Below are 22,424 nucleotides of genomic sequence, written 5' to 3' on the forward strand. Positions count from 1 at the left end.
TCAGCTCCTCAAACCCCTCCGACCACTTATTTAACAAAATCCACACACCCCTGGGCGCGCCCCGCACACCCCAGCCCCGCCCCCCCCACTTCTCGTGAACCCGCGATGCTGACGGCACAGGTCCTTCGATGCCAGGGATGCGGTCCAGGGCCCGTCCGGCCCAGCCCTCTCACCCATGGGAGCCAACAGCACCAGTCCCTGCCCTTAGCAAGAGCTTTCGGGGGTACACAGCCTTGCCGGACGGCATTTGCGCCTCCGGAAGCAACGATGCGGAGGACACCTGTGGACGGGATCGTGCTGCTCAAGGAAGACCACAAGACCGTGGAGAAGCTGTTCAAGCAATTCGAGAAGGCCGGCGACAACGCCCGTGCGGAGAAACGGAAGATCGCCGACCAGGTGATCGAGGAGCTCACCACCCATGCCTGGATCGAGGAAGAGATCTTCTACCCAGCGGCCCGGGAAGCGGCCCCCGACACAAAGGACCACGTCCTCGAAAGCGTCGAGGAACACCACGTCGTGCTGTGGATGCTCTCCGAGCTCAAGGATCTCGACCCCGCCGACGAGCGGTTCGACGCCAAGATGACCGTCCTCATCGAGAACGTCCGCCACCACGTGGAAGAAGAAGAGAAGGAGTGGTTTCCCGAGGTCCGCAAGGCCATGGGCCGCAACCGTCTCACCGAACTCGGCGAGCAGATGGAAACCGCCAAGAAGACCGCACCCAGCAATCCGCTGGCCGTCCCCAGCGCGGAAAAGTAGACCGCGCCGTGTTGGCTGCAGGGCAGCGGAAACGAGCTGCCCTGCACCGCCTGGCAGACCAGGAAGTGCCAAACAGCCCCGCAAGCTGAAACCTTAGTGTCAATAGACTGCTGCGCACAGAGGCGAGGCCCTACGAGGGGGCCTTCGAGTTTACCCGGGCGCCGTTATGACTTCGTGTACGACAAGGAGTAGCGCCTCACGACCGTTCAAGGGTTCGGACAGCAGCCCGGAACCCACGTCACCCAGGGTCCGCGACACGAGCGTCTGCGCCCCCTGGCGTGCTGAAGACACCGAACCGTCGCTGGCAGCCGACTGCCGCACCGCCGGGCTGGAGTGCCTCCCGAAGTCGCGTCCATCGCCTTTCCGCACGGGCTTGCCACGCCCAGAACAGTGCCGATACGTCAGCACAACTCGTGAACAAGCCGCCTCACGTAGCTGCCGTCAGGCTCTCTCCAGCCTGTTGGGCATGGCGCAGCATCGTCTCGATGTCGAGCGGATCGTTCTCGCTGGCCTGCTGGTCGGGCCTGTCCCGGGGGATCGGATGTGCTTCCGCGCAGGCCATCTCGCTCTCGCTCATGAGAGCCCCTCCTAGAATTCAGCTCACCTTGCCGTGTGCCCCACATCACACCAGGCAGACACGACTTGGACTCCCGCGAAGGTCTGGTAAACAGTAAAGGGTCTTTGATCCTTACCAGTTGGTACTGACGGCGCGCCCGGTGGCCGCCTAGTGATCAGAGGCTCTGTGCTGCGAATGGCGCAGGCACTTTCGGCACAGCTCAGTGCCGCCGGACTGGCGGGCATGCAAGGAACCGGTCGGGGTAGACGCGCCGTGCCGGGTTGTGCCAGGCGCTGAGGCGACATAAGCGATTACGACGTGAACAGTGGGAGGGGCCCGATATGACGATGGTGACCGAGAAGAGCGCGACTGCAACGGACCCCCTGTCCGAGATCGCTGATCCGGCGCGGGTTTCCCACGAACGCCCGGCAGCTGAACCGGCTCTTCCTGGACCGCCTCACTACCCTGGAAGAAGGCACGGCCGAGTACCAGTACGCGCGGAACACTCTCATCGAGATGAACCTCTCCCTCGTCCAGTGCGCGGCCTCACGTTTCCGCAGCCGCGGCGCCGACGAGATGGAGGACATCGTCCAGCAGGGCAAGCCCCAGGGTCAGCCGAGGGCGAGTGCACGGCGGCACCCTTCCGTTGGTCTTGCCCTTCCTGGGTACTCAGGCTCAAACACGCGCCGCGTCATCGATAGTCCAGGCAGGAAACATGTGACTCAATTACTCAACATCGAGATGTGGGGGACCCTCGTGGCTATCGTCGCGGGAGGCCTCGTCATCGGCTTGGCGTACGGGTTCCTCAGTTCGGCCATCAGCACCATCCACGCCAGCCTCACCCAGTAACGGGTCTGCCGCGCAATTACTAAGCGCTCACTGCCATCAGGTTCAGCTCCCGTGCGAGCAGCTCCATCCGTTCCCGCAGCGCACAACTCAGCCTCTTACGGGTCGACTTCGCTCTTCACCGGGAGGGATCAGGCATCGCGGCGGCTTGCTCCCTGGCCCGTTTGCCCCAGGCGATTTGCAGGGACCTTCGGGGCTTCGAGGTTGCGTTCGCGAAGTGGTCTACCGGTTCGCCGGCTGACTACTTCTCAGTCGACAGTATGATCAGCAGGCTACACGCTCTCCAGAGCCTTGATCACGTGGTCCAGTTCCGGCGGCATGACAGCAATCAGGACCTCCCCGGCGGGCGACTCGCATTCGACGATCCGGGATCCCGGGTTGACCGCCACCGCCTCACGCAGTGAGGGCGAGCGCACCCCGGCCCGACACAGATCGGCCGGCAGAACGGCTTCCTGCTTTGCCAAGGAAGGCTTCCAGATGAGGGGACCAGCACCGATCAGCAGACGTCCCGGCCTCCAGCGAGGGCCCTGAGCAGACCACTTGAGCATGCAAGGCACCCCGGCCGGCTCCCCGGCGGCTATCGCGGTCGACCTCTGCTGCCGCTTCCGGCGCATCAGCCATCCAACGACGGCTGCAGCGACCACACCAATCGCTAGTTCGATCACTCTCGCATTCAAGCAGGCGGAGAACGCGCGCGGAGCGCATCACCGAACCGGCCTCTTTCGCGAGCCCACCCTCCAGGAACAGTTCAACCAGACGGGGAAGCAGCTCCTGCCCGTCGTAGGCATGGAGCTGCTGCGCCGCCGGAGCGGCCCGACCGGGCGGTAGGAGCGGCGTACTTCGCTGGCCAGACCAGGCGCAGTCCTCAACGAGCGGTCCACGGCGCCCTTCGAAACGAGGATCGTCGAAACCTGCAACCCCTTACGTCACCGAGGCCGCGAGACCCTGCTGGGTTCAGCCCCGTTTCCGGGGCCTGGGGCCCGTCCATGTCACCGGGCCGCGGGTGAAGGGGATGCCGTCCCTCGAAGGCAGGCGGGACAAGGCACGGCACCAGCAACAATCGCCCTCAGCACTGTCCGGCCGGCAAGCATCGGTAAGCCGTTCGAACACCACATCGCCCTCATCCCTGGTACAACGCGCATGCCGGGCCAAGGACGCCGGGCGGCAACGAGCACCGTCATGCCGCCGCAGGACTGTGATCGCCACTCAGGCGGAGGCCGCTGGCATCCGGTGTTCACGCTGCTCGGAGGGGGCATCTGGTCACTGGCGGACGCGGAAAGGAAATGCCGCCACAGGCTCCTCACTCGCTCCCAAGCGCGCGGGTTGACTCGCAGGGGCGCTGCCGTAGGCGGCGTGGCGAGAGCCCCCGGCAAGAAGCGGTTCGACGCCGAGTTCGCAAGGTGATCAAGGGCAGCGACACCGCTCCGCGCGCTCCCCAACAGCGGTGCGCGACGGCCGCAAGGCGGCTGACCAAAGCCGGGGCCCGCAAGCTCATCACGGCCCTGGTCGGCCAGGACCAGTCCGGCTCCCCGCCCCCGTCGTCGTCCTCGTCCAGCCGCCGGCGGCCTGGGAGGCCTGGCTGACGGCGCCGGCTTTGTAGCCGGTGGTGAAGGAGAGCGTGACGGGGACGCCAGCGGTGAGGGGCCGTTCCCCATAGGAAACGGCCCCTCTTCGTCCGAGGCGGCAGGGGTCAGGTGAGGTTCAGTGGAGTGATGCCGGTGCCCGCGTACAGCTCGGGTTCCAGCGACAGGACCGTGAGCGGCTCCCCGGCCTTCACCGCGTGCCAGGCGATCGCAGCAGCGTGAGCCACCAGCCGGTCCACGTTTCTCCAGTCCATCGCTCCACAGCATGAGCCGCCGTGAACGGAACGGTCACTGCGAACCGCAGGGACACCGCTGCCTGCCCGCGCTCGGAACCTGCCGTTCGACAGCGATGACGGCGAGGGAGGGGACGATGACACGACCGGTGCGTCTGTCGTACCAACTGCGGGCGGCAGCGGGAGGACGTGCCACCCGATCCGGCGGTCAGCTGCCGTCGCGGGCGATGTGCCGGCCGACGCCATCCAGACCGGCTCGCTCCGCTCTTCGGGCACGGCACCCGTGAGGATGTCCAAGTGCACGGGCCTCACGGTTAATGTAGCGGTCGGGGTCGGAGGACTGCAGGTAACGGCGCATCAAGGCGGCGTCGAGGCACAGTACGGGGAACCGCTGGGAACGGGGGGAGAGACCAGTCTGGGAGCCTCGGACGCCAACACCGTTACCCCCCAGGTCAACAGGGTCTCCGCTCGTGAAGCCGGGTCGTTGCAATCGTGCTGGCGGAGCGATTGACGAATAGAGCGCGGCCAGTCTCACGGCGCAACAGCAGCGGGCTGCCATGCCCGTAGCGTGCCGGATCGAGCGGCGACCAGCGGGAGCCACGCAACGTCGGCAGAGCCTGAAATGTCGGCACTCCCGCGGTCGGAGTGGACGGACGGATTCGCCGCCCTTTCAGTATCGGCCGCACGCCGCGAACGCTCAGTTCCATGTATAGCACCGCTCAACGCGAGGTCAAGGAAAAGCCAATTCGAGGTGCACGGTGGCGGCGAACGGGGGTATCCGCTCGCCATACGGACGAGCACACCGGGAGGGGTCATGGCGGACAGCGGGGTCGCACAAGCGAGACCGGCGGAGGGTGCCGAGGCGCAGCGGGAGGAGTCCGAGGCCGAGCGGGCCGACCGGCGGTGGAACGAACTGATGCAGGAGATCCGGGTCGCGCAGACCGGCGTCCAGATCCTCTTCGGCTTCCTCCTGAGCGTGGCGTTCACCCCGGCCTTCGGGCATCTGTCGCACGCCAACCGGTTTATCTACATCACGACGGTCGTCCTCGGCGCGACGGCGACCGGCGCCCTCATCGCGCCCGTCCCCTTCCACCGGATAATCTCCGGCCGCAACATCAAGGCGCAGGCGGTGCGCTGGGCGGCACGGCTCATCTTCCTCGGCCTGGCGCTGCTGGTCGCCACGCTCACTTCCGCCCTGTTCCTGATCCTCCGGGTGGCCACGCACGACGGCTTCGTACCCTGGCTGGTGGGCACGGTGGTGGCCTGGTACCTCGCGTGCTGGGTCGCGCTGCCGCTGTGGGCACGGCACCGGTACACCACAGTGCCGGAGAAGCCCGCTGGCTGACGGGGCCCGGCCGCCGCCGACGGCCCACAGTGTGGAATCGGCCGAACCTGACCCGCGGTCACGTCCGCAGGCCTCGCGAGTGCCTGCCGGGACATGGCCAGCAGTATCGGGCTGGGCGGACCGATAACGGCGGGGCTGCCAAGACACCTCTCGCTCCTGAGAGCGGGAGGTGATGGGCCGTCAAGACGGTTTATTCCCCGCCTGATTCGCCGCCCGGGCGGGTCTCGCCCCTGGCAGCGCCGGCGGCAGCGCTATTGAGCGTTACGCGCGCGCGAGCATCCTGAAGCCGCGGGCCTGCTGGGAGGGACGCTGCTGCTCACCGTGCAGAGCGTTCAGAACGACGAGGCCCGCCGTCAGGGCGGGTACCGCCCACTGCATCAGGGCGAGCTGCTTCTGCGCCCCCTCATAGCTCAGCGGTGCTTCCTCGGCCATCTCCTGGTCCTCTGCCTTCTCGGACGTGGCCAGATCGACCTTCTTGCCGAGCACGCGCGTATAAACGGTAGCCGCCAGTGCCGCACCGGTCAGGACCGTCTTGGCGGCGGTGGAGGCGGCAACACCCTTCTGACCAACGACCCGACCACCGTTGGTCACCAGAAGGCCGGTACCGCCGAGCAGGTTCGCGCCTACAGCGAGCGCACCCAGCGGTGCCCACTTCGCCCAGCCCGCCGAGGCGATCCGGGTCGTTCCGGCGTCTGTTGCCCCCTCCGACTCGGCCGCCCCATTGAGTCCGACAGCCCCCATGAGAGCTCCGCCGAACCAGGCGGCCAGACCCAGATCGTGCGTGCTGCGCAAAAACGTGTTGCGTTCACCCATGATGATCCTCTTCCTCATTACTCATTTCGCGGCATGGCCGCAGCGCATCAGAGTCCAGCGGTTTCTGCGTCGGCCGGTCCGTCTTGCGTCGAGAGGGCCGGGTGACCATGCACGCCCCGACCAAACCGACACGCGACGCCAATCTCGTCACGGCCCGACAGCGCCGCAGCAGGCAGTGGCTTCGCCGGCGCCGGGTCAGGCGCGGCGGGCGTCGTGCCGTACCGGGTGCTCGGTATGGCGGTTTCGGGTCAGGAGCGCACCGGCTGCGATCATTCCCAGACCGAGAATCAAGTGCAGCCAGTTGTCAGCCGAGTTGACGGGAACGAAGTTCGCGCCACTGTCCCTGTCGATGGACACGCCGTACAGCCACAGCACCACATAGATCACCCCGCCGGCCGGCAGATTTGTCCTGGCACGAGCAGCGGACCGCGACAGGGCCGCCCCGCCGCCACCGAACGCCAGGTGAACCAGGTTGTGCAGCACAGATACCTGGAAGAAGATGCCCAGGAGCTGGGCCTGGGAGGGTGGCACCCTTGAGTACCTCCGCCGCGTTCGGCGTCCGCTGGCGCGGCCCAGGGAGGTCAGGTGGTGGCCGCGGTTTCGGCGAGCTTCTGGAACTCGCCGAGGTCGTAGTTGGCCAGGACCGAGTCGAGGTTGGTGAGTGCACCGAGGTGCTCGACGAATCCCTTCGGGTCGTACTCGATCTGCAGTGCGACCCGGCTCGAGATGTCGCTCAGCCGGTGAAACGTCACGGCACCCGCGTGGTGGACGCCCTGGGTGGTGTGCCAGGCGATCCGCTCCCCGGGGATTACTTCGGTCAGTTCGGCGACGAAGTTCTTGTCCGCGCCCGGCAGGGACAGCTGCCAGGCGAACCGGCGTTCGTCCAGCGGCTCCACCAGACGGACGTGGCTCAGGAAGGCCGGCCACCGAGTCACATCGCTCCACAGATCCCAGGCAACGGACACAGGGGCCTGGATGTCGACGGTCTCCACCAGGGAAGCGGACACGCTGGTACCTCTCTCGTGCTCGGGTCGACGCCGGGGCGGCGCCGAGTCGGTGGAACCCGGCTACCCGCGCCTGTGCGGCCCATACGACGCTCCTCCACTCCCCCTGGCTGCTGCTTCCCCAGTTCATCGGTTCCGCCGGTTCGGCACAACATGAGCCGCGCGGCCGTCTTCCACGGCCCGAACCTCTCCGGCAGGTCGCGCCACTGCACCCCGGTCCGAACCCGAGTGGTCAGCTCCGCCACGGCCACAGCCTTGGGAACCACCCCGGGACGGCCTGGCGGTAACGTTCGTCTTAGCGCCGAAGGTACGCAGCAGGCCCTTCCAAGGGCAGGACGAAACGCTTACCCGGCAGCCGAGTGAGCTGCTCGATGTCCACGAGTTCCTGGACGAGACGAGACTCCGCCCAGGAATGTGGGTACGTCGCAGCTCCCTTCAGCACCCGGACTCCATGCTCATCGGCTACGCAGTCGCTTCAAGGCCCATGACATCAACTTCCGGAGCAGGTCCCGTGCACTCTGCTGGCGAAGTGAACGACAGGCAGCAAACCACCACAGGTGTCGACCTATCGGTGTGAGGTAGCTGCGGGCGGGGACCCTTCACGTTATGAGGCTTCTGAGTGAAGCGCAGGCTCCGTCGCACAGTCGGGTGCCGTACGTGATCACCGCGGCGGCAGTATCTGCGACCGCGGTAGCGGGAGCTGCGGCCGTGGACCCCTCCAGCGCCTGGTACCGGCGCTTGGAAAAGCCCGCATTCCAGCCTCCACCGTGGGCGTTCGGTGCGGTGTGGACACCGTTGTACACCTCTATCGCCTGGGCGGGCGGGCACGCTCTGCAACAGGCCAGGGGCAGGCGCCGCCGTGCACTGGCGGCCTCCTTGGGAGTGAACCTGGTTCTCAACACTACGTGGAACTGGCTGTTCTTCGGCCAGCAGAGCCCGAAGGCCGGCCTGGTCGGCACACTCCTGCTCGACATGAGCAATGTTGTGCTCATCCGCCAGATGGCAGAGGTCGACCGGTCAGGAGCCCGAGCGCTACTCCCCTACGCAGGGTGGTGCGCATTCGCCACCGTCCTGAATGGGGCCATCGTCCAACGCAACTCCGCTTGAGTCCGGGCAAGAGCCGACGACTTCCCCACATCACGTGTGAGTAATGCGGCAAGGGAGCAGGGCGGGGTGCGCACCGGTCCGGCAGGGGCCGCCGAACAGGCTCAAGCGTGACGCGGTGGCGTTGTTCTGCCTTGGCCTCATGGGCGCTGGCGGGAACGGGCGGAGCGCTGCATGGACTGCTCAGGACGGGAGGGCCTTCCTGCGGGCTGCCGCGCGGACCCTAGGCCTGGGTTGGGCCCTGACCGATGTGGCGACACAGTCCTATGTACCGGTCAGCCACCTCGCCTCAACCTCCGGAGTCGTGCTCACTTCACTCGTCCTGCTCGGCGCGGTCGCCGTGGCCGTCGCAGCAACCGCGCTGGAAGCGGCGAGCGGTTCCGCGGCTCAGGCGGCTTCGGACGGGCCAACCATCCAAACGGTTCTGCGAGTGGCAGCTGCACTCGCCCTCGCCGGAGCTGCTGCGCTGAGCGTTCTAGCCCGCCACCATCGTGCGGCCTCCACGTAGCCCACGGGGATGCCGCGCGATGGGGCGCCAGAGGCGCTGCTCAGTATTGGCCCGGGCACATCAAAGGGTCTCGGTTGCCATAGGGGCGAGGATCATGTTGTTCACGCCCACAACCCGCCAGGCAATGGGGCCGCGCCGGCGCCGTCTCGATGGGACACGGGGCCTCCCCAGCCTCGTCGCCCAGCTCGCCCGGGACGGTCACACGCGACGGCCCGGAAAGTCGCGGGCTACTTCGCCTGTGCGGCCCTGGGGGCGGGCGTGAACACGTTGCGTCGAGCAGGACGCACCACAAACGCCGACACAAAGCACCCTATCGCCGGGACCTGGGAAGCCAGCGCTCATCATCCACGGGGACGGGTGCGCGGCCCCGACCGACGCCTCATCGCTCAGGAGCCGACCAGGGCCTTGCTGACAGCACTGAGGAAATCGTCGAGATCCTTCGGCGTCCGGGACGTGACCAGCGTGTAGCCATTCGCGCTGTCGCTCACGACGGCTTCGTCGATCCATGCCTTGGCCCCGGCGTTTCGGGCATCGGTACGCACCGACGGATAGGAGGTAAGGGTCTTACCCTTCAGGACGTCCGCTTCCACCAGCGCCCAAGGTCCGTGACAGATCGCGGCGATCGGGCGGCCCGACTCCGCAAACGCCTTGATCGTCTCGAGGGCCCTGGATTGCAAGCGGAGCTGATCGGCGTTGAGGGTGCCGCCCGGGATCAGCAGCAGCTAATGGGTGCTGGGATCCAGAGCCTCGAGCGTGGTGGTGGGTTCCACCGTCTCGCCGGGGTCACGGTCGCCCACAAGCGTCTGGATAGGGTCTGGGGACGCGGCTGCGATGGTGACGTCCGCGCCGTCCTCCCGTAGTCGGCGGACCGGTACCAGCAACTCGTCCTGCTCAACCCCATAGTTGGTGACGAGCACCAGGACGCGGTGACCGTTGAGCGGCTTGTCCGACATGATCATGCACCTTTCCCTAGTCCGGAGGCCGCGCGCCTCGTCGCGCACGGCTTCCTGGCACTCACGGGACCAGCAAGCACCGTTACGCGTGGCAATGGCTCCGTCCGCACAGGCATGGTCCGGGTATCTCCCTGCACGAGTGCCCACTGCCGATTTCGCAATGCATCGCTGACGGCAGAAACCGTCCCACGGCTACCGGATCGCCCGAGATGCCGTCGTCGCGCGCAAGAGGGCCTCCGAGTGGTCGTGGTACGTGAGCCAGGCTCCTCCAATGCCCCGCGAGGCAGCGGGCATCACCGCGCGGAAGGACCGCGGAGTGCGGGCACCGACTGGGGCATGGTCCCCGCACGGGACCGCCGGCGCCGGGCCGGACGCGGGGCGCCCCGGCGATCACCCGCATCACGAACGAAAGGGGTACTTGCGCGTCACACCACACCAGAGCGTGGGACGCGGGGCGCTGTCGTGCGCGGGTGCTGGACAGCCCGGCACCCGTCCCCGCGCAAACGTCCAGCCGCCGTCCCAGCGGTAGGCGCCCAGTCCGATGCCGTGACGACAACGCCGAGCAGGATGGCCGGGCTCGTCAAGAGCGTGCGGACGCGGTGTGGCCGCACGCCTGCGGCCCGACCCCATGGTCTGGGCGAACCGGAGTTCAGCGCGCCCGTGAAGAGCATGAAGTACCGCTCTTTCGTCACCGCCTCCCCGGAATGCCTACGCGAAGGCCGGCGGAGCGAAGGAGCTCCCATCACCTTCACGGCGTATCCCGGCCACCGGGCCGTCCTGAACCCCAAGACGGCCTGGAACGGCATCACCACCTACGGCACATCCCACATCGTCATCAAGAATCTGGAGGTCAAGGGCAACAACGCCGCCCTGTCCCTGGCCGACGCCGAACACTCGGCAAGCAAGACCGACCCCACCTACAACACCAACTGCATATCTTCTCCCGACTCCTCAAGCGGACCCTCATCAAACTCCGCGCCGGTCTGCTCACCACCCACTAAGCAGAAGCTTCGGCTGGCCGCCGTCGGCCCCGTGGGACCTGGAAGGCTTCTATGGTGTCTCTGGCACACCCATGGGTACCCGCACGTCCGCGGTTCGGAAGGACAGCCCTGTCGAGGGTCCTCCGGAGTTTCTCCCGAGGGCCCTCACACATGCCCGCCATCCCTATGGGGCCATTCGGCGTGTCTGAGAGCCGTCAGGCACGCTTCTCTATACTGTCCAGCCATCCGCTCTGCTGATGCGACGTCGACAAGCTGGAAGTCGCCGCACTCCTACGTTTCCTTCCCCCGGCCCGGGCCACAGTCTGAACAGGTGGATGGAACGCGGCCCACTCAGATCGCCGGATGGAGAAAGGCATAGCCGCCACACGGCTGGCGCTGGGAAGAGGACGATGCCCGTACGGCATCCGCCTGCCCGCCGCCCTCGGCAGACGCAGACATGAGCGCGCGTCAGAGGCGCGAGTGCGGAGATCGATCTGGGTAACCGCTTCTCGCCCCAGATCGAAAACAGACGCCTCGCCCCTGCAGCGAGAACTCTTCTGGCTGATGACAGCCGAGTGCTTGCGGTTGAGGGCGGTGCGCGCCGCTGGATGATTGCTGGGTCTGGTCAGATCGTGAGGGCCTGGGCGAGGGTTGGGTAGCAGGCGATGATCGTGTCGAGGCCGACGATTTCGACGACCCGTTGGACCGGCTCGCTCAGGGCTGCCATCCGGAGCTGGCCACCCGCCGCAGAGGCGTCACGGTTCGCTGCCACCAGGATGTTGATGGCGCTGGAGTCCATGAAACTGACGGCGCCCATATCCAGTACCGTCAGCGCCGACACACTGTCCTCCTCGATACACAGGGCCTGGCGCAGTATGCCGACGTTGTCGGCATCGAGTTCACCGGCCACAGCCAGGACACGAATTCCGGCTACGGTCGTCTGCGTGATCGACAGGCGAGAAGGCTGCCCTTCCGAATGGTGAATGTCTGCCACGTGCCCTTCAACAAGTCTCGTCGCACCGGTCTTTGACTCTGGAGAGAATGCCTCAAGAATCGCATCCTACGGACCATGCGTCTCTGTGGCTGTGCCACAGGTAACGTGCCGGACAGTGCATGGCCGATACCGGGCGGGGTACGCGACGAAAACATGGAAGCCGGCGGCAATGGCTCATTCACCTGAGGAGACCGAGGGCAAACAGGCGCCTTCCTCGATGAAGGCCTCCCTGGGCCTGGACGTAGACGGAACCCGCATTGCGCAGGCACGCCACCTCGCCGTGTCCTTCCTCTCCACGGTACGCGACAAGCACAACATCCCGGTGACAGACTCGGCCCTGGAGATCGTCCAACTGATCGTGAGCGAACTGGTCACCAACGCCCGCAAATACGCGCCCGGCCCGGCCCTCCTGCAGATGCAAGTCACCGGCAACACCCTGCGCGTCGAACTATGGGACAGCAACCCCCTACCGCCTGCCGTGAAAGCCCCCGCCCCCAGGCGGATCGGTCAGCATGGGCTGGAGATCGTCACCGCTCTCGCTCAAAACGTCACCATCGAAGCGACCCCGCCCGGCAAACGCATCATCGCCACCGTCACACTGAACCCGGCATAGCGGCCCGAGCCTGACTCGGAAGACACCCTCCCCCAGCCATCCGCCTTCTCCACCGTTGCGAAGCACACGGGCTGAACGATGCCCAGTTCCGCTGGCGCTCTCAGGGAGAGTGACAGGGAGAAGCGCCATGCACCTCCCAGATCGCCTCTTCCAGGGCTACACGAAGACCCAGATTACGTTCAACAGCGGGCACCCGGCCGGTGAGCAGTTCGGCGAGACAGCCCAGCGCGGTATCCACGCGGCGAGAGACCTCAGACAGGACGGTTCCCGCCGGGCCCAGCCGTCCCAAGACCAGCGCTGCAATCCTCGTATGCTCAACCGCGGCCTGCCGACCCCTGCAACCCTGCGGCTGCCCCGCCAGCAGTACTTGCTCGTTCTCCGTGCAGGCCACAGACCGATCGCTGCGGCCGAAAGTCAGTAACTGACGCATCTGCACCTGACCCTTTGAGTAGTTGTCGCCGTTTCACTGAGCCAGAGCCGCGTTACGCACACGGGCGCAACCACGTGAGATGAGGCGGGAGACGCGCATCTATGTTGACACGCACAGCGTGTAGGCGACGTCGTCCATACGTCGGCGCGCCTCAGGGCTGCTGCCCTCTTCAGCCTGCAGAATCCGCAACGTCTCGTACTGCTCGATCAACCGCGTCAGTACCGCGGGGTGTGCCATGAGCATCGCAAGTCTCCCCTAATCGCAATCATCACCAAGCCCTATACCTCGACTCCTGTGCCCCACACCCCGCCTGCCATGCACACATATTTCAGCAAAGTGGCATACACCGGTGATGCTTCGACGAGGGGGGCCGGGAGCGGTGTTCCCCTGCCAGGACCCGGCCAGACTGCCGTGGATGGTGAACAGTCTTCCGGTTCCTGCGATGGTGAGCAGGCGCATCACCTGCGGGGGCGGTGCGGCCAAGGTGAACTCACCGGCAGTGTCCTGACCTCTGAGGCACAGCCGACTCGAAGGCCGTTCCATTCATCGGCGGGGGTGGCCTTGCTCGGGGTCTTCCTCGGGGGTGCTCCAGCCTTCTCCACGGCGCGGGGGGTCTTCGAGGACCTGGCGCGCCTGCTTCTCCTGCTCCTGCGAGGGCAGCGAAGCAGACTCTCGGCGCCGGGCGGAGTTCCGGTGACCTACAAGGAACGCTGTCAGCAGCATTGCGATGAGCAGGACGCCCACCATCAGCAACCAGAGCCCGGCAGGGGAGGACGCCAAGAGAGTGTGGGGTTCAGTAGCCATGACCGACGAGTGTCCACATTGCGTCGATCTACCCAGCCCCCGGCGCACTGGGGTGACGCCTTCCATAGATCCGGCGTCGCACGACGGGCTGATGCCCGCAGCCCAACGGCAAGCGGTCATCCATGAAAGGTATGGACCGCCCTGCCACGGATCGACGACCGTTCAGGCATCGCGTTCTTGACCTGGCGCCAGGTTGAGTGGATCCAGGTGACTCCGTAACGCCGGAAACGGTCTGCGCCGTAGTCTGGTGCAGCTGGCTTTTGGCGGCCCAGGACTGCTCTGAGGCCCGGGAGCAAAGCTCGCGAAAACTACCGGCCACAAGCATGCAGCGCGCCAAATGCGACCGCTCCGGCAGTCCCGAACCTGGCACTAGGCCAACACTCATCCGCCGATCGAGGCCAAACTGCCCGGTCCTCCGGTGAGTGAGACGGGTGAATAAGGAGACCCGGCCCGGTAGCGGATGCACCTTCCGACTTGGCGGCACCGCTCCACTTGGAGGTTCTCGCGTCGCCGCCTACACCTTCGAACTCAGCAAATGCTGGGAAACGGCCATCAAGGAACGCGCTCTGAAGGTCCTGGCGAACATCGACGGCGAGCTGTGCGCACAAGTCGCCGCCGGACTGGGCTTGCCGACCGTGACGTCGACCGATCCTCTTCCCAGCCCAGTGCTCTCCCAACTGGACAACACCTGGCCGCTCGACGGCAGGACCATCGTCACCGAAGCCGACCAAGGCCTGACCGAAGTACGGTCTGCCCGTCGGGCTGTCCTGGATGCAGACATGGTGCCGCTGGTAATCGCCCCGGCCGGCGGCGTACTCGACCACGACGGCGAGCCTGTCAGCATCCAGCGCACCTTTGCCAATGCCCGTTCCACGGAGTTCGATGCTCTCCTGCTCGCCGGCGCTCCGGCAGCCGGTGCGGACGCCTATGGGGCCCGGGACGCCAAGGTAGATGACGATGTCGCGGCAGCCGCGGGGCTCGACCCACGCGTGCTGGTCATGGTGATGGAGGCCTACCGGCACGGAAAGGTACTCGGAGCATGGGGCGAGGGAACGGAGGCACTGGCAGCAGCAGGTATTGCACCCGATGCTCCCGGCGTGGTGAGCGCTGACACCGCCGCCGCCATGCTGGAACAGCTCTTCGACCTGCTGGCCCGACACCGCGCTTGGGACCGCTTCACCCCCTCGATCTGATTTGCCCCACTGCATCGCGGTCGGCTCTACAACGGAGCAAGCCCGACAGGACCCCTGACCGAGGAGAAGCCGATGAACAGGCCTTCCCGCTAGCACCATCGTCCGACCGATGACACGCACCCCCAGACGGCTGTCGAGGAAGTCCTCCGCGAGGTCCAGGAAGCCCAGACGCGCGACGTCGACAGCCGAGAGCAGCGCGAGCAGGATGCCGAGGCGGCTGACGCGCTGACCCCGAACACGCAGACACAGAACGACGCCGAGCAACACCGCTTCTGAGCGCGCGCCGACAGGTCCGCTGCGGCATGGGGCTCTCTGTCGCCCCGAAGCGCAGCCCGAGGGGACGGGCATCGTTTCGACCAGAGCTCCCGTCAGCGCCTGTGCTCCGATGCGTGATCGCTGCAGGCGCGGCCTCCACAGGGCGGGCCTGACGTTCAGTCAAGCCGCTGTCCCTGACGATGCGTGCTGTGCGAAACGGGGTCTACCAGTCTCACCAAGCCACCGCCGCCGCCTGCCAGATCAACAACCTCCAACTCGTCAGGGGCGCTCGGCCGCCCCGGCGGCGGAGTGCTGCAGATGAACGGCCAGCCCCGCGCCCAGAACACCCGGGAGTGCGGTGCGAACGGCGACCCTCTGAAGTACCGACCCGATCGCGCTCTGAGCCCTGCGCAGAAGTCAGCTGACCGTGGCCTGTGTTCGGCGCGGGCGCGCGTGGTGGGTCAGGAGACTGCAGGTAGCGGCGCAGCAGGGAGGCGTCGAGGCCCTGGCGCTGGAGATGGGCGGCGAGGGGACACGTAGCAGCGTCCAAGCAACTCAGCGCACCGTGGCGGCGTCTCGCGGGACGAACCGCGTGTAAGGGTGGGCGGGGTCCGGGCGTGGGCTGGCGGGGAGCAGCAGAGCGATGTGCCGGTGGCGGCGCCCCGGGGTGGCGGTGCTGGCGCACCGGGCGCGTTCCTCTACCACCAGTAGAGTCGGTATATGGCTACAGACGAGACGAGCATCAAGGTGAGCGCGGCCGCGCGGGACCGGCTGGCGGCCGAGCACGGCACAACCATCCGCAGCCTGGTCGAGGAGCTGGCGCAGAGCACGCCGACGCAGGCCGAGTACGCCGAGCGTGCCGAGCTGGCCCGCGCCGAGCTTGCCTCCGCTCTTGGCAGCGCGCCGAGTCCGGAGGCCGAGGCGAAGGCCCGGGCTCTGCTGGAGCGTCTGGGCGCCTCTCAGCACGGGCCGCGGGCGGCCGCGTAGTGGCGGCGATCGCGGTCGTCATGGACCACACCGCCGCCGGGGCTCTGTACGACCCGAAGGATCCGTTCAACGAGGCGGTCGCCGCGTTCTACGTCCAGGCCTCCGGCGGGCTCGGTGATCTGTATGCGCCGGTACTGTCGCTGACGGCCGGCGACGCCGAGCGGCCTGGACTGCTCGGCTACATCAAGGGACTGCGCCTCATCCGGATCGAGGCGTTCGACACCGACGCTGCGGTCACCGCGACCGCTAGATTTGGTGCCTGATGCTGTCGGGATGATCAGCCGCGAGTCCGCCATCTCCCGCGCCGCGGCCGAGCTGGAGCGCGCCTACCTCGAGGAGCTCACCGCATACGGCCAGTTCGTCCCTGCGCAGGTGCCCCAGGTCCTGGAGCACGAGCTTGGCTGGATCGTCTTCTGGGACGCACAGGAGTATGTCCGTTCGTCCTGCACACCCGCACAACCGCGGTCACCGGAGCCTGGGAGAACGACTATCCGACCCGGGTGAAGGGGCAGGAGCTGCCTGGTCTGGTCGACGCGCTGCACGACGAGCTGCGCTCGACCGCCGAGACCCAGGGCAGGGCACACGCCCTACGTCTGTTCGGCCCATACGGCGCGGCCACCCCGAGCTGCCCGCCGACCTTTGCGAACCCCTGGCCACCGCGCAATCGCTTTAGCCCTGACCGGCTCCCACGGCGGTCGACTGCGGGGCGAGTGGGCACGGCCTGACCGGCCAACAGCGCAAGCAGCGCCCCGCTCGTTGTGCGGGTGTGCAGGACGAACGGACAGCTGGAGATCCCTACGGAGCCGGGCATCTGCGCTGCGCGCTGAGGTTCCGCGTTGAGACCGTCCTCGCCCGGCGCCTGGGGGTGATGCCGGGGCCGGTTGCGTCGTCCGACCCGGCGCCGTCCGGCGGGACCAGTGGCTGCGACGGCGGGTGCCGCCTCGTAGGCTGCGGCCATGACCGAGACCCCGACGTCCCGCGACGCCTTCGACCTGCTCATGGCCGGTAACCAGCGCTTCGTCTCAGGCACTCCCGAGCACCCGAACCAGGACGCCACCCGCCGCACCGAGATCGCACCGTCCCAGCAGCCCTTCGCCGTGCTGTTCGGGTGCTCCGACTCCCGACTGGCCGCCGAGATCATCTTCGACCGTGGCCTGGGCGACCTGTTCGTGGTCCGCACCGCCGGGCACGTCGCCGGTACCGAAGTCCTCGGGTCCATAGAGTTCGGCGTGAGCGTCCTCAACGCGCCGCTGGTCGTTGTCCTCGGCCACGACTCGTGCGGCGCGGTCGCCGCGGCCTGCTCCGCCCTGGAGAACGGGCAGACGCCGGGCGGCTTCGTCCGGGACGTTGTCGAACGGGTGACCCCGAGCGTGCTAGCAGCCCGCGCCGCCGGACGCGACACGGCCGACGAGATCCTGGCCGAGCACATCGAGCACACCGTGGACCTGCTGCTGGAACGCTCCCGTGTCCTGGCCGATGCGGTGGCTGCCGGCCGCCTCGCCGTGGTGGGGCTGTCCTACCGCCTGTCCGACGGCAGCGCCCAACTGGTCGCCACCCGCGGCCTCGACGCGGCGGTCCCCACCGCATCCTGACTGCCCCGGCCGTGGCCACTCACGCAGAGGGCCGGAGCCCCGCAGCCCGGCGAAGCCGGTTGGCAACCGCCAGTCCCAGCCCCTCCTCCACCGGCAGGGACGCGACGATGAGGTCGCACCCTCGCTGGTCGAGGAACCCGTACATCCCGTGCCCGTAGGCGTCCAGCGAACCGGGCAGGGCCACCACGGCGTGCGCCTTCACCGCAGCGTCGGCGAGGCACGGAGGAAGAAAGACGCCCACCTGGTGCCCAGCCTCCTGGGCGAGCTCGGCTTCGGCGACGACCTTCTCCGGCTCGACGAGGACGACCCGCGCACGCGGCGCGTAGTGCGACGGGTGCCGGCCCGGCACCCGGACACCGCTCGCAGACGGGACCGCGACCGGGTGCCCCAGCACCGCTTTAAGCTCCTCACGCGTCACCCCGCCTGGTCGGAGGGTGCTCGGGGTCTCGCCCGTGACGTCGACGATGGTCGACTCGACGCCGACCTGGCAGGAGCCGCCGTCCAAGACGAAATCGACGGCGTCACCGAGCTCCGCCCGGACGTGGTCCGCGGTCGTGGGGGTGACCTGCACGGAATCCACAACGTCGGCGGGCCTCGCGCAAGAGATGCCGCATGAGAAGCCGCAAGAGTTGGGGCAGGAGATGTTGCCGCGAGGCGGACCGGAGCACGGTTCGAACAGCAGGACCGTTAGGTCGTGCCAACCTCGTACGACTTGCTCCAAGACCTGATCGACGCCCAGGACGAACTCCATGCGGTGAGGTCGGTGCCGCGCCAGTCTTCTGTCGTCCTGTTCAGGGTCGGAGGAGGGCGGCGAGAGGGGTCTTGGATCCGCATCGCTGGTTGGAGCTGAGGCGGTTTCGCGGTCTGTATGAGTCCGGCGCGATGAGCCTGCGGGAGATCGCGAAGGAGACCGGGCTGAACCGGCGCACGGTCGCCAAATCTGCCGGGCGAGACGCCAGTAGCGCCGCCGCGAAGGGCGCCCAACGGGCAACCGTATCGGCGGGTGGTGGATGAGGTCGCGCCGTTGATCGACGCGATGCTGCGGGCTGAGATCCTGCTCAAAGGAGCCGTGATCCACGAGCGTCTGGTGGCCGAGTACGGGTTCACCGGCAGCTACCAGCGGATCAAGATGTACTTGCAGGAGGCCAGACCCCGCATCGCGGAGGAACTGGGCATCAGCCGAGTGAACTGGCGGGCCTTCACCGCCGGTTCGAGGTAGTGCCCGGGGCTCAGGCCCAGGTGGACTGGGGAAACGAGGGCAGGATCCTCGCCCACGTCGGGATCCCAAAGGTCTACTCGTCCCACATGACCTTGTCCTACTCGCGCGATCCGTTCTGCTGCTTCACCACCAGCCAGGACCTGGCCACTTTCCCGGACCAGGATCTCCTCGCGTGCCCTGCTGGCACGCTACCGGCCATGGCAGACGGTCTGCGAGGAGGGCGAAGGGGGCGTGGCGGGTCTGACCGGCCGTGGTGGCGGGGTTCGGTCGTCTCGTAGCCGGTAGGGACGGCTTCCCACAGGCCGGGCCGTCCCGGCAATCCCGGGGACGGCCCGGCCGTATCAAGACCGCTTGCGTCGGGCCAGCACGAGTAGGCCGGCCCCGGCGACCAGGACGCTCGCGGCGATGATCAGCGGCAGAGAAGGGTCGGACCCGCCGGTCTGCGCCAGCGGTTCGCTCCCGCCGTGGGCCGTGAAGCCGGAGTCGTCGCTACTGGCCGCGCCGGTCGCCGTGTCCTTGCCGTCGGCCGCATCAGTGCCGGCGCTCTCGGCCGCGTCGGGGCTCTCCTGCCCCGGCGCCGACGACCTACCGCCATCCGTGGTGCTCTTTGCAGCTCCGAAGCTGTACGCGCCTCGGTCCGGGGTGCCGCCCTTGCGGGTCGCCCCGGTGAAGTCGGTGGATATGGCCGGGGACGCGGTGGCTGAGCCGATGGCGGGCGAGCCCTTCATGAGGCGGAAGTCCGCGTTCGGGCTCGTGCCGGGGGCGATGAACTTCGGGTCGGCGATGATGTCGTGCGGGCCCTTGGTCTCGGGTGCTTTGCCGCCGAAGTAGACGTTGTAGTCGTACGTGACGTTCACGTTGTGGGACTTGCTGTTGGTGGCCTGGCCGGGGCGGCCGTAGGCGATGTTGTTGAGGAGTCGTACGTCGGTGCTGTCGTGGGCGAAGATGTTGGCGTAGGGCGTTTTGATCCGGGTGCTGCGGCCGTTGAGGTATGCCGTGTTGTGGACGATGTCGACGTGCTGGCTCTTGTAGGCGTGGATACCTGAACCGCCGTTGTCGTAACTGATGTTGTCGGCGACCAGAACGCGTCCGTTGTAGGCCGGCCTCCCACGCTCGGGGTCGCCTTTCGTCGTGTCGATGATGATGCCGTTGCCGTCGGAATAGCAGCGGCAGCCTTCCCACTTGACCTTGGTCTCGTTGTCGTGGACGCGGTTGCCGGTGATACGGATCTTGTATGAACGGGGATCGCTGGTACCGGTGTCGCGGGGGGTGAGGACGGAGATGCCGCTGGTGCCGTAGACGGTGTACCAGGCGTTGGAGTGGACGTGGTTGCCGGCGATGTTGACGTGGTCGGCTTCGATCGCGGAGATCCCGCCGCCCGGGCAGCCGTGTACCAGGTTGCCGGTGATGTCGATGTGGTGGGGGAACGTGCCGGACTCCCGGTTCTTCTCCACGGAGATGCAGTTGGTGTTGTAGGTGGGGTCGGTCTTGCTCGCCGAGTGTTCGGCGTCGGCCAGGGACAGCGCGGCGTTGTTGCCCCTGACCTCCAGGTTCTTGATGACGATGTGGGACGCGCCGTAGATGCTGATTCCGTTCCAGGCCGTCTTCGGGTTCAGGACCGGATGGTGGCCGGGATACGCGGTGAAGGTGATGGGAGCTCCCGAACGCCCCGAGCGTTTGATGGTCAGCACGTTGGAGCCCTTGCGGGGCTCGGTGTACGTGCCGTTCATGACGGCGACGACGTCGCCGGGGCCGGCCAGGTCCGCGGCTCTCTGAAGGGTGCGAAACGGTGATCCGGCCGACGTGCCGGGGTTGGAATCACTGCCGTTGGAGCTCACGAAGTAGGTGGGGGCGGGGGCCTTCGCGGGCGGAGACGTGCGAAAGCTCGCCGCAATGGGGGAAGGGGCGGGGGTACGACTCTGGGCAGGGGCGGGCGTTTTTGTCATCGTCGGCGGACTTACCTGGGAGGCCGTATTCCGCGCGCCGGCAGAGTGCTCCGCCCCCGACGGGACCATGACGAGGCCCGTCACAACGAGCGTGGCCACCCCGGCGGCGACGGTCGCGCCAGTCGCTTTGGCGGAGAGTTTGACGAGCACACCGTGATCGCCACTTGGGCGGCCGCTCGCGCGACGGCCGTGCCTGCGGGACGTCGGCCGGGGAGCGGTGTGCCGGGCGGTTGCGGCCGGGTGGGGGTGGCCCCCGGCGCCGACGGCACTGGCCTGGACCGGGTCGCCCGCGCGACCGGGTACGAGCAGGGGCAGGCCGGCGAGCAGCCGCTCGGGCGGGACCAGTCGGCCGACGGGATGACCACAAGACTCGCAGGAGCGCAGATGCCGGGCGATCCGCTTGCGCAGCAGGGGGCTGGGAGTCGGGTCGCCCGGGCCGGCGAGCTCGGTCAGCTCCACGCAGCGCGGGGTGCGGGACAGCGCTCGCACGACCGTCCGCGCCACGTCCAGCTGAGTCTTCATCCGCTGGACCTGGACCGCCAGATGGGCCGCCGGAAGGTTCATGGCCGTTGCGATGTCCTTGCGGGAAAGCCGTCCGCACGCCTCCAACCACCACAGCGACAGCAGGTCGCGGTACGACGGATCGAGCCACGCAGTGGCTGCGGCGACCTGCCGCTGCTCGGCGGAGAGCGACTGCCGGAGCAGGAAGAGGGCCGCGAAGTCAGGCTCCGGAGAGTGCCGTTCGTCTGCGTGCTCCAATCTCGTCACTCGGCCGGACCGCGCCCGGCGCCGGGCATCGGTGAGCTGGCGGACCACGATCGCCACCAGCCACGAGCGGAACTTCCCGGTGTCCCGCAGGTCCGGCAGCGCGCGGATCACCGCGACCATGGTGTCCTGCACTATGTCGTCCACGTCGAGGTCGCTCTCCGCCGCCCGCCCGACCACGTTGTAGACCAGCGGCAGGGCGCCTGCGGTGAGCCGTTCGACGGCTCCGGCGTCCCCGTCGCGGGCTGCCTCGACCGTGCGGCGGTCCGGAAACGCGTCGGTCCTGTCGGACCCGTCATATTGCATGCGATACATCCTCGGACGAGAGCAGGTATGGCTGCTCTGGTGGGCGGTTTTCGCAGCAGGAGACGAGCGGGCCCCCCGGGCATAACACTTTCGCACCCCAGGCCCCGCCTACCTTCCTCGCCTGACGACCGCCCTCAGCTCAGCCGCCTGCATCGACGTACTCCAGCGTCACCGACGGCAACGAACTCGCCCTCGCAGGCCTGGCCTGGGCCCCGGACGGCTCAAGGCTGTTCACAGTGACGTACAACTCCCTAGGGGGCGTTGACCAGGTCAACGCCCGACACGCTGCTGACCCGCGACGCCGCACTAGCCGCCTGACCGAACCAAGCCCTTCAAAGCGGCATCCATGCCATGGGCCCCGGAGATGACTGACTCCCCGGCGCCCGTGGCATGTCCGAGACGCAGTCAGTTCTCTTCGCCGCCGCGGCGCTGAGCCAGTCAGTAACCCTCAACTATCCCAGTCGAACGACTCATTTGACCTGGTGCTGGGCTGGTCCGTGTGCGGGTGCAGGACGGCGAGAGGGTTCTGATTGCTACGCGTTCCAGCTCACCCTGCACCGTCCAAGAAGTCCTTCATCAGCTCGCTGAGTTCGAACGCCCTCTTGTGCGTACTTCTGTTCGCCTGCCTCCGGGCGGCGT

At 67.4% G+C, this 22,424-nt stretch carries 17 protein-coding genes and 6 pseudogenes; 11 read left to right on the forward strand and 12 right to left on the reverse strand.

The genetic code is table 11. The annotated features are described in order from the left end of the window. Positions 1-282: 282 nt before the first annotated feature. Positions 283-756: a hemerythrin domain-containing protein gene (locus tag ACFXGX_RS33855; protein ID WP_384799118.1), complete on the forward strand. Its 474-nt coding sequence runs from the start codon at positions 283-285 to the stop codon at positions 754-756. A gap of 427 nt (positions 757-1,183) precedes the next feature. Here the strand turns inward: ACFXGX_RS33855 and ACFXGX_RS33860 are convergent, their stop codons facing one another. Then, entirely contained in the window at positions 1,184-1,333 is a 150-nt protein-coding gene (locus ACFXGX_RS33860) for a hypothetical protein (RefSeq protein WP_384799073.1), read from the reverse strand. A gap of 320 nt (positions 1,334-1,653) precedes the next feature. Between ACFXGX_RS33860 and ACFXGX_RS33865 the strand changes: the two are divergent. Further along, positions 1,654-1,912, forward strand: a pseudogene (locus ACFXGX_RS33865) (RNA polymerase sigma factor SigF); the annotation flags it as partial. A 117-nt stretch (positions 1,913-2,029) separates the two neighbouring features. Beyond that, positions 2,030-2,161: a hypothetical protein gene (locus tag ACFXGX_RS33870; protein ID WP_384799121.1), complete on the forward strand. Its 132-nt coding sequence runs from the start codon at positions 2,030-2,032 to the stop codon at positions 2,159-2,161. A 269-nt stretch (positions 2,162-2,430) separates the two neighbouring features. Here ACFXGX_RS33870 and ACFXGX_RS33875 read toward each other — a convergent pair whose 3' ends face one another. Continuing rightward, a complete protein-coding gene (locus tag ACFXGX_RS33875; RefSeq protein WP_384799076.1) occupies positions 2,431-2,622 on the reverse strand; it encodes a hypothetical protein in 192 nt (63 codons plus the stop codon). A 1,226-nt stretch (positions 2,623-3,848) separates the two neighbouring features. Continuing rightward, on the reverse strand, positions 3,849-3,995 hold the full coding sequence (locus ACFXGX_RS33880) for a hypothetical protein (RefSeq protein ID WP_384799079.1): 147 nt from the start codon (positions 3,993-3,995) through the stop codon (positions 3,849-3,851). 793 nt (positions 3,996-4,788) lie between these two features. On the opposite strand from ACFXGX_RS33880, the gene ACFXGX_RS33885 reads away from it, so the two are divergent. Then, positions 4,789-5,319 (forward strand): DUF6328 family protein, encoded by a 531-nt coding sequence (locus ACFXGX_RS33885; RefSeq protein WP_384799082.1) that lies wholly within the window; start codon positions 4,789-4,791, stop codon positions 5,317-5,319. A gap of 261 nt (positions 5,320-5,580) precedes the next feature. Here the strand turns inward: ACFXGX_RS33885 and ACFXGX_RS33890 are convergent, their stop codons facing one another. The 4 genes and pseudogenes from ACFXGX_RS33890 to ACFXGX_RS33905 form a co-directional block, all read right to left on the reverse strand. Next, on the reverse strand, positions 5,581-6,132 hold the full coding sequence (locus tag ACFXGX_RS33890) for a hypothetical protein (protein WP_384799085.1): 552 nt from the start codon (positions 6,130-6,132) through the stop codon (positions 5,581-5,583). A 195-nt stretch (positions 6,133-6,327) separates the two neighbouring features. Then, positions 6,328-6,663 carry a DUF4383 domain-containing protein gene (locus ACFXGX_RS33895; RefSeq protein ID WP_384799088.1) on the reverse strand — a complete coding sequence of 112 codons (336 nt, stop codon included), beginning with the start codon at positions 6,661-6,663 and terminating at the stop codon, positions 6,328-6,330. 50 nt (positions 6,664-6,713) lie between these two features. Continuing rightward, positions 6,714-7,139 carry an SRPBCC family protein gene (locus ACFXGX_RS33900; protein WP_384799091.1) on the reverse strand — a complete coding sequence of 142 codons (426 nt, stop codon included), beginning with the start codon at positions 7,137-7,139 and terminating at the stop codon, positions 6,714-6,716. After that, a pseudogene (locus ACFXGX_RS33905) lies at positions 7,064-7,411 on the reverse strand (hypothetical protein); the annotation flags it as partial. The gene ACFXGX_RS33900 and the pseudogene ACFXGX_RS33905, both read right to left, overlap by 76 nt. Before the next feature lie 331 nt (positions 7,412-7,742). On the opposite strand from ACFXGX_RS33905, the gene ACFXGX_RS33910 reads away from it, so the two are divergent. Beyond that, complete coding sequence (locus tag ACFXGX_RS33910; protein ID WP_384799094.1) at positions 7,743-8,243, forward strand: TspO/MBR family protein; 501 nt, start codon at positions 7,743-7,745, stop codon at positions 8,241-8,243. A gap of 891 nt (positions 8,244-9,134) precedes the next feature. On the opposite strand, the pseudogene ACFXGX_RS33915 reads toward ACFXGX_RS33910, so the two are convergent. After that, positions 9,135-9,701 (reverse strand): annotated as a pseudogene (locus ACFXGX_RS33915) (type 1 glutamine amidotransferase domain-containing protein). Between the two features lie 1,605 nt (positions 9,702-11,306). Further along, on the reverse strand, positions 11,307-11,675 hold the full coding sequence (locus ACFXGX_RS33920) for an STAS domain-containing protein (protein WP_384799097.1): 369 nt from the start codon (positions 11,673-11,675) through the stop codon (positions 11,307-11,309). Positions 11,676-11,844: 169 nt separating this feature from the next. Here ACFXGX_RS33920 and ACFXGX_RS33925 point away from each other — a divergent pair, with 169 nt between their 5' ends. Next, positions 11,845-12,288, forward strand: coding sequence for an ATP-binding protein (locus tag ACFXGX_RS33925; protein ID WP_384799100.1), 444 nt, complete (start codon positions 11,845-11,847; stop codon positions 12,286-12,288). A gap of 532 nt (positions 12,289-12,820) precedes the next feature. Here the strand turns inward: ACFXGX_RS33925 and ACFXGX_RS33930 are convergent. After that, positions 12,821-12,961: pseudogene (locus tag ACFXGX_RS33930) on the reverse strand (DUF5133 domain-containing protein); the annotation flags it as partial. Positions 12,962-13,953: 992 nt separating this feature from the next. Between ACFXGX_RS33930 and ACFXGX_RS33935 the strand changes: the two are divergent. From ACFXGX_RS33935 to ACFXGX_RS33950, 4 genes are all read left to right on the forward strand, one after another. Continuing rightward, positions 13,954-14,715 carry a catalase-related domain-containing protein gene (locus tag ACFXGX_RS33935; RefSeq protein ID WP_384799103.1) on the forward strand — a complete coding sequence of 254 codons (762 nt, stop codon included), beginning with the start codon at positions 13,954-13,956 and terminating at the stop codon, positions 14,713-14,715. Positions 14,716-15,690: 975 nt separating this feature from the next. Then, on the forward strand, positions 15,691-15,957 hold the full coding sequence (locus ACFXGX_RS33940; protein ID WP_384799107.1) for a hypothetical protein: 267 nt from the start codon (positions 15,691-15,693) through the stop codon (positions 15,955-15,957). Between the two features lie 20 nt (positions 15,958-15,977). Next, positions 15,978-16,220, forward strand: coding sequence for a hypothetical protein (locus ACFXGX_RS33945; RefSeq protein ID WP_384799110.1), 243 nt, complete (start codon positions 15,978-15,980; stop codon positions 16,218-16,220). 693 nt (positions 16,221-16,913) lie between these two features. Further along, complete coding sequence (locus ACFXGX_RS33950; protein WP_384799113.1) at positions 16,914-17,549, forward strand: carbonic anhydrase; 636 nt, start codon at positions 16,914-16,916, stop codon at positions 17,547-17,549. 19 nt (positions 17,550-17,568) lie between these two features. Here the strand turns inward: ACFXGX_RS33950 and ACFXGX_RS33955 are convergent. Further along, positions 17,569-18,114: pseudogene (locus tag ACFXGX_RS33955) on the reverse strand (L-threonylcarbamoyladenylate synthase); the annotation flags it as partial. A 317-nt stretch (positions 18,115-18,431) separates the two neighbouring features. Between ACFXGX_RS33955 and ACFXGX_RS33960 the strand changes: the two are divergent. Next, positions 18,432-18,926, forward strand: a pseudogene (locus ACFXGX_RS33960) (IS21 family transposase); the annotation flags it as partial. 183 nt (positions 18,927-19,109) lie between these two features. Here ACFXGX_RS33960 and ACFXGX_RS33965 read toward each other — a convergent pair. Beyond that, positions 19,110-21,785, reverse strand: a complete 2,676-nt coding sequence (locus ACFXGX_RS33965) for a sigma-70 family RNA polymerase sigma factor (RefSeq protein WP_384799115.1) — start codon at positions 21,783-21,785, stop codon at positions 19,110-19,112. Positions 21,786-22,424: the final 639 nt, after the last annotated feature.

It is taken from the genome of Streptomyces sp. NPDC059371 (assembly GCF_042751995.1).
Lineage (GTDB): Bacteria > Actinomycetota > Actinomycetes > Streptomycetales > Streptomycetaceae > Streptomyces.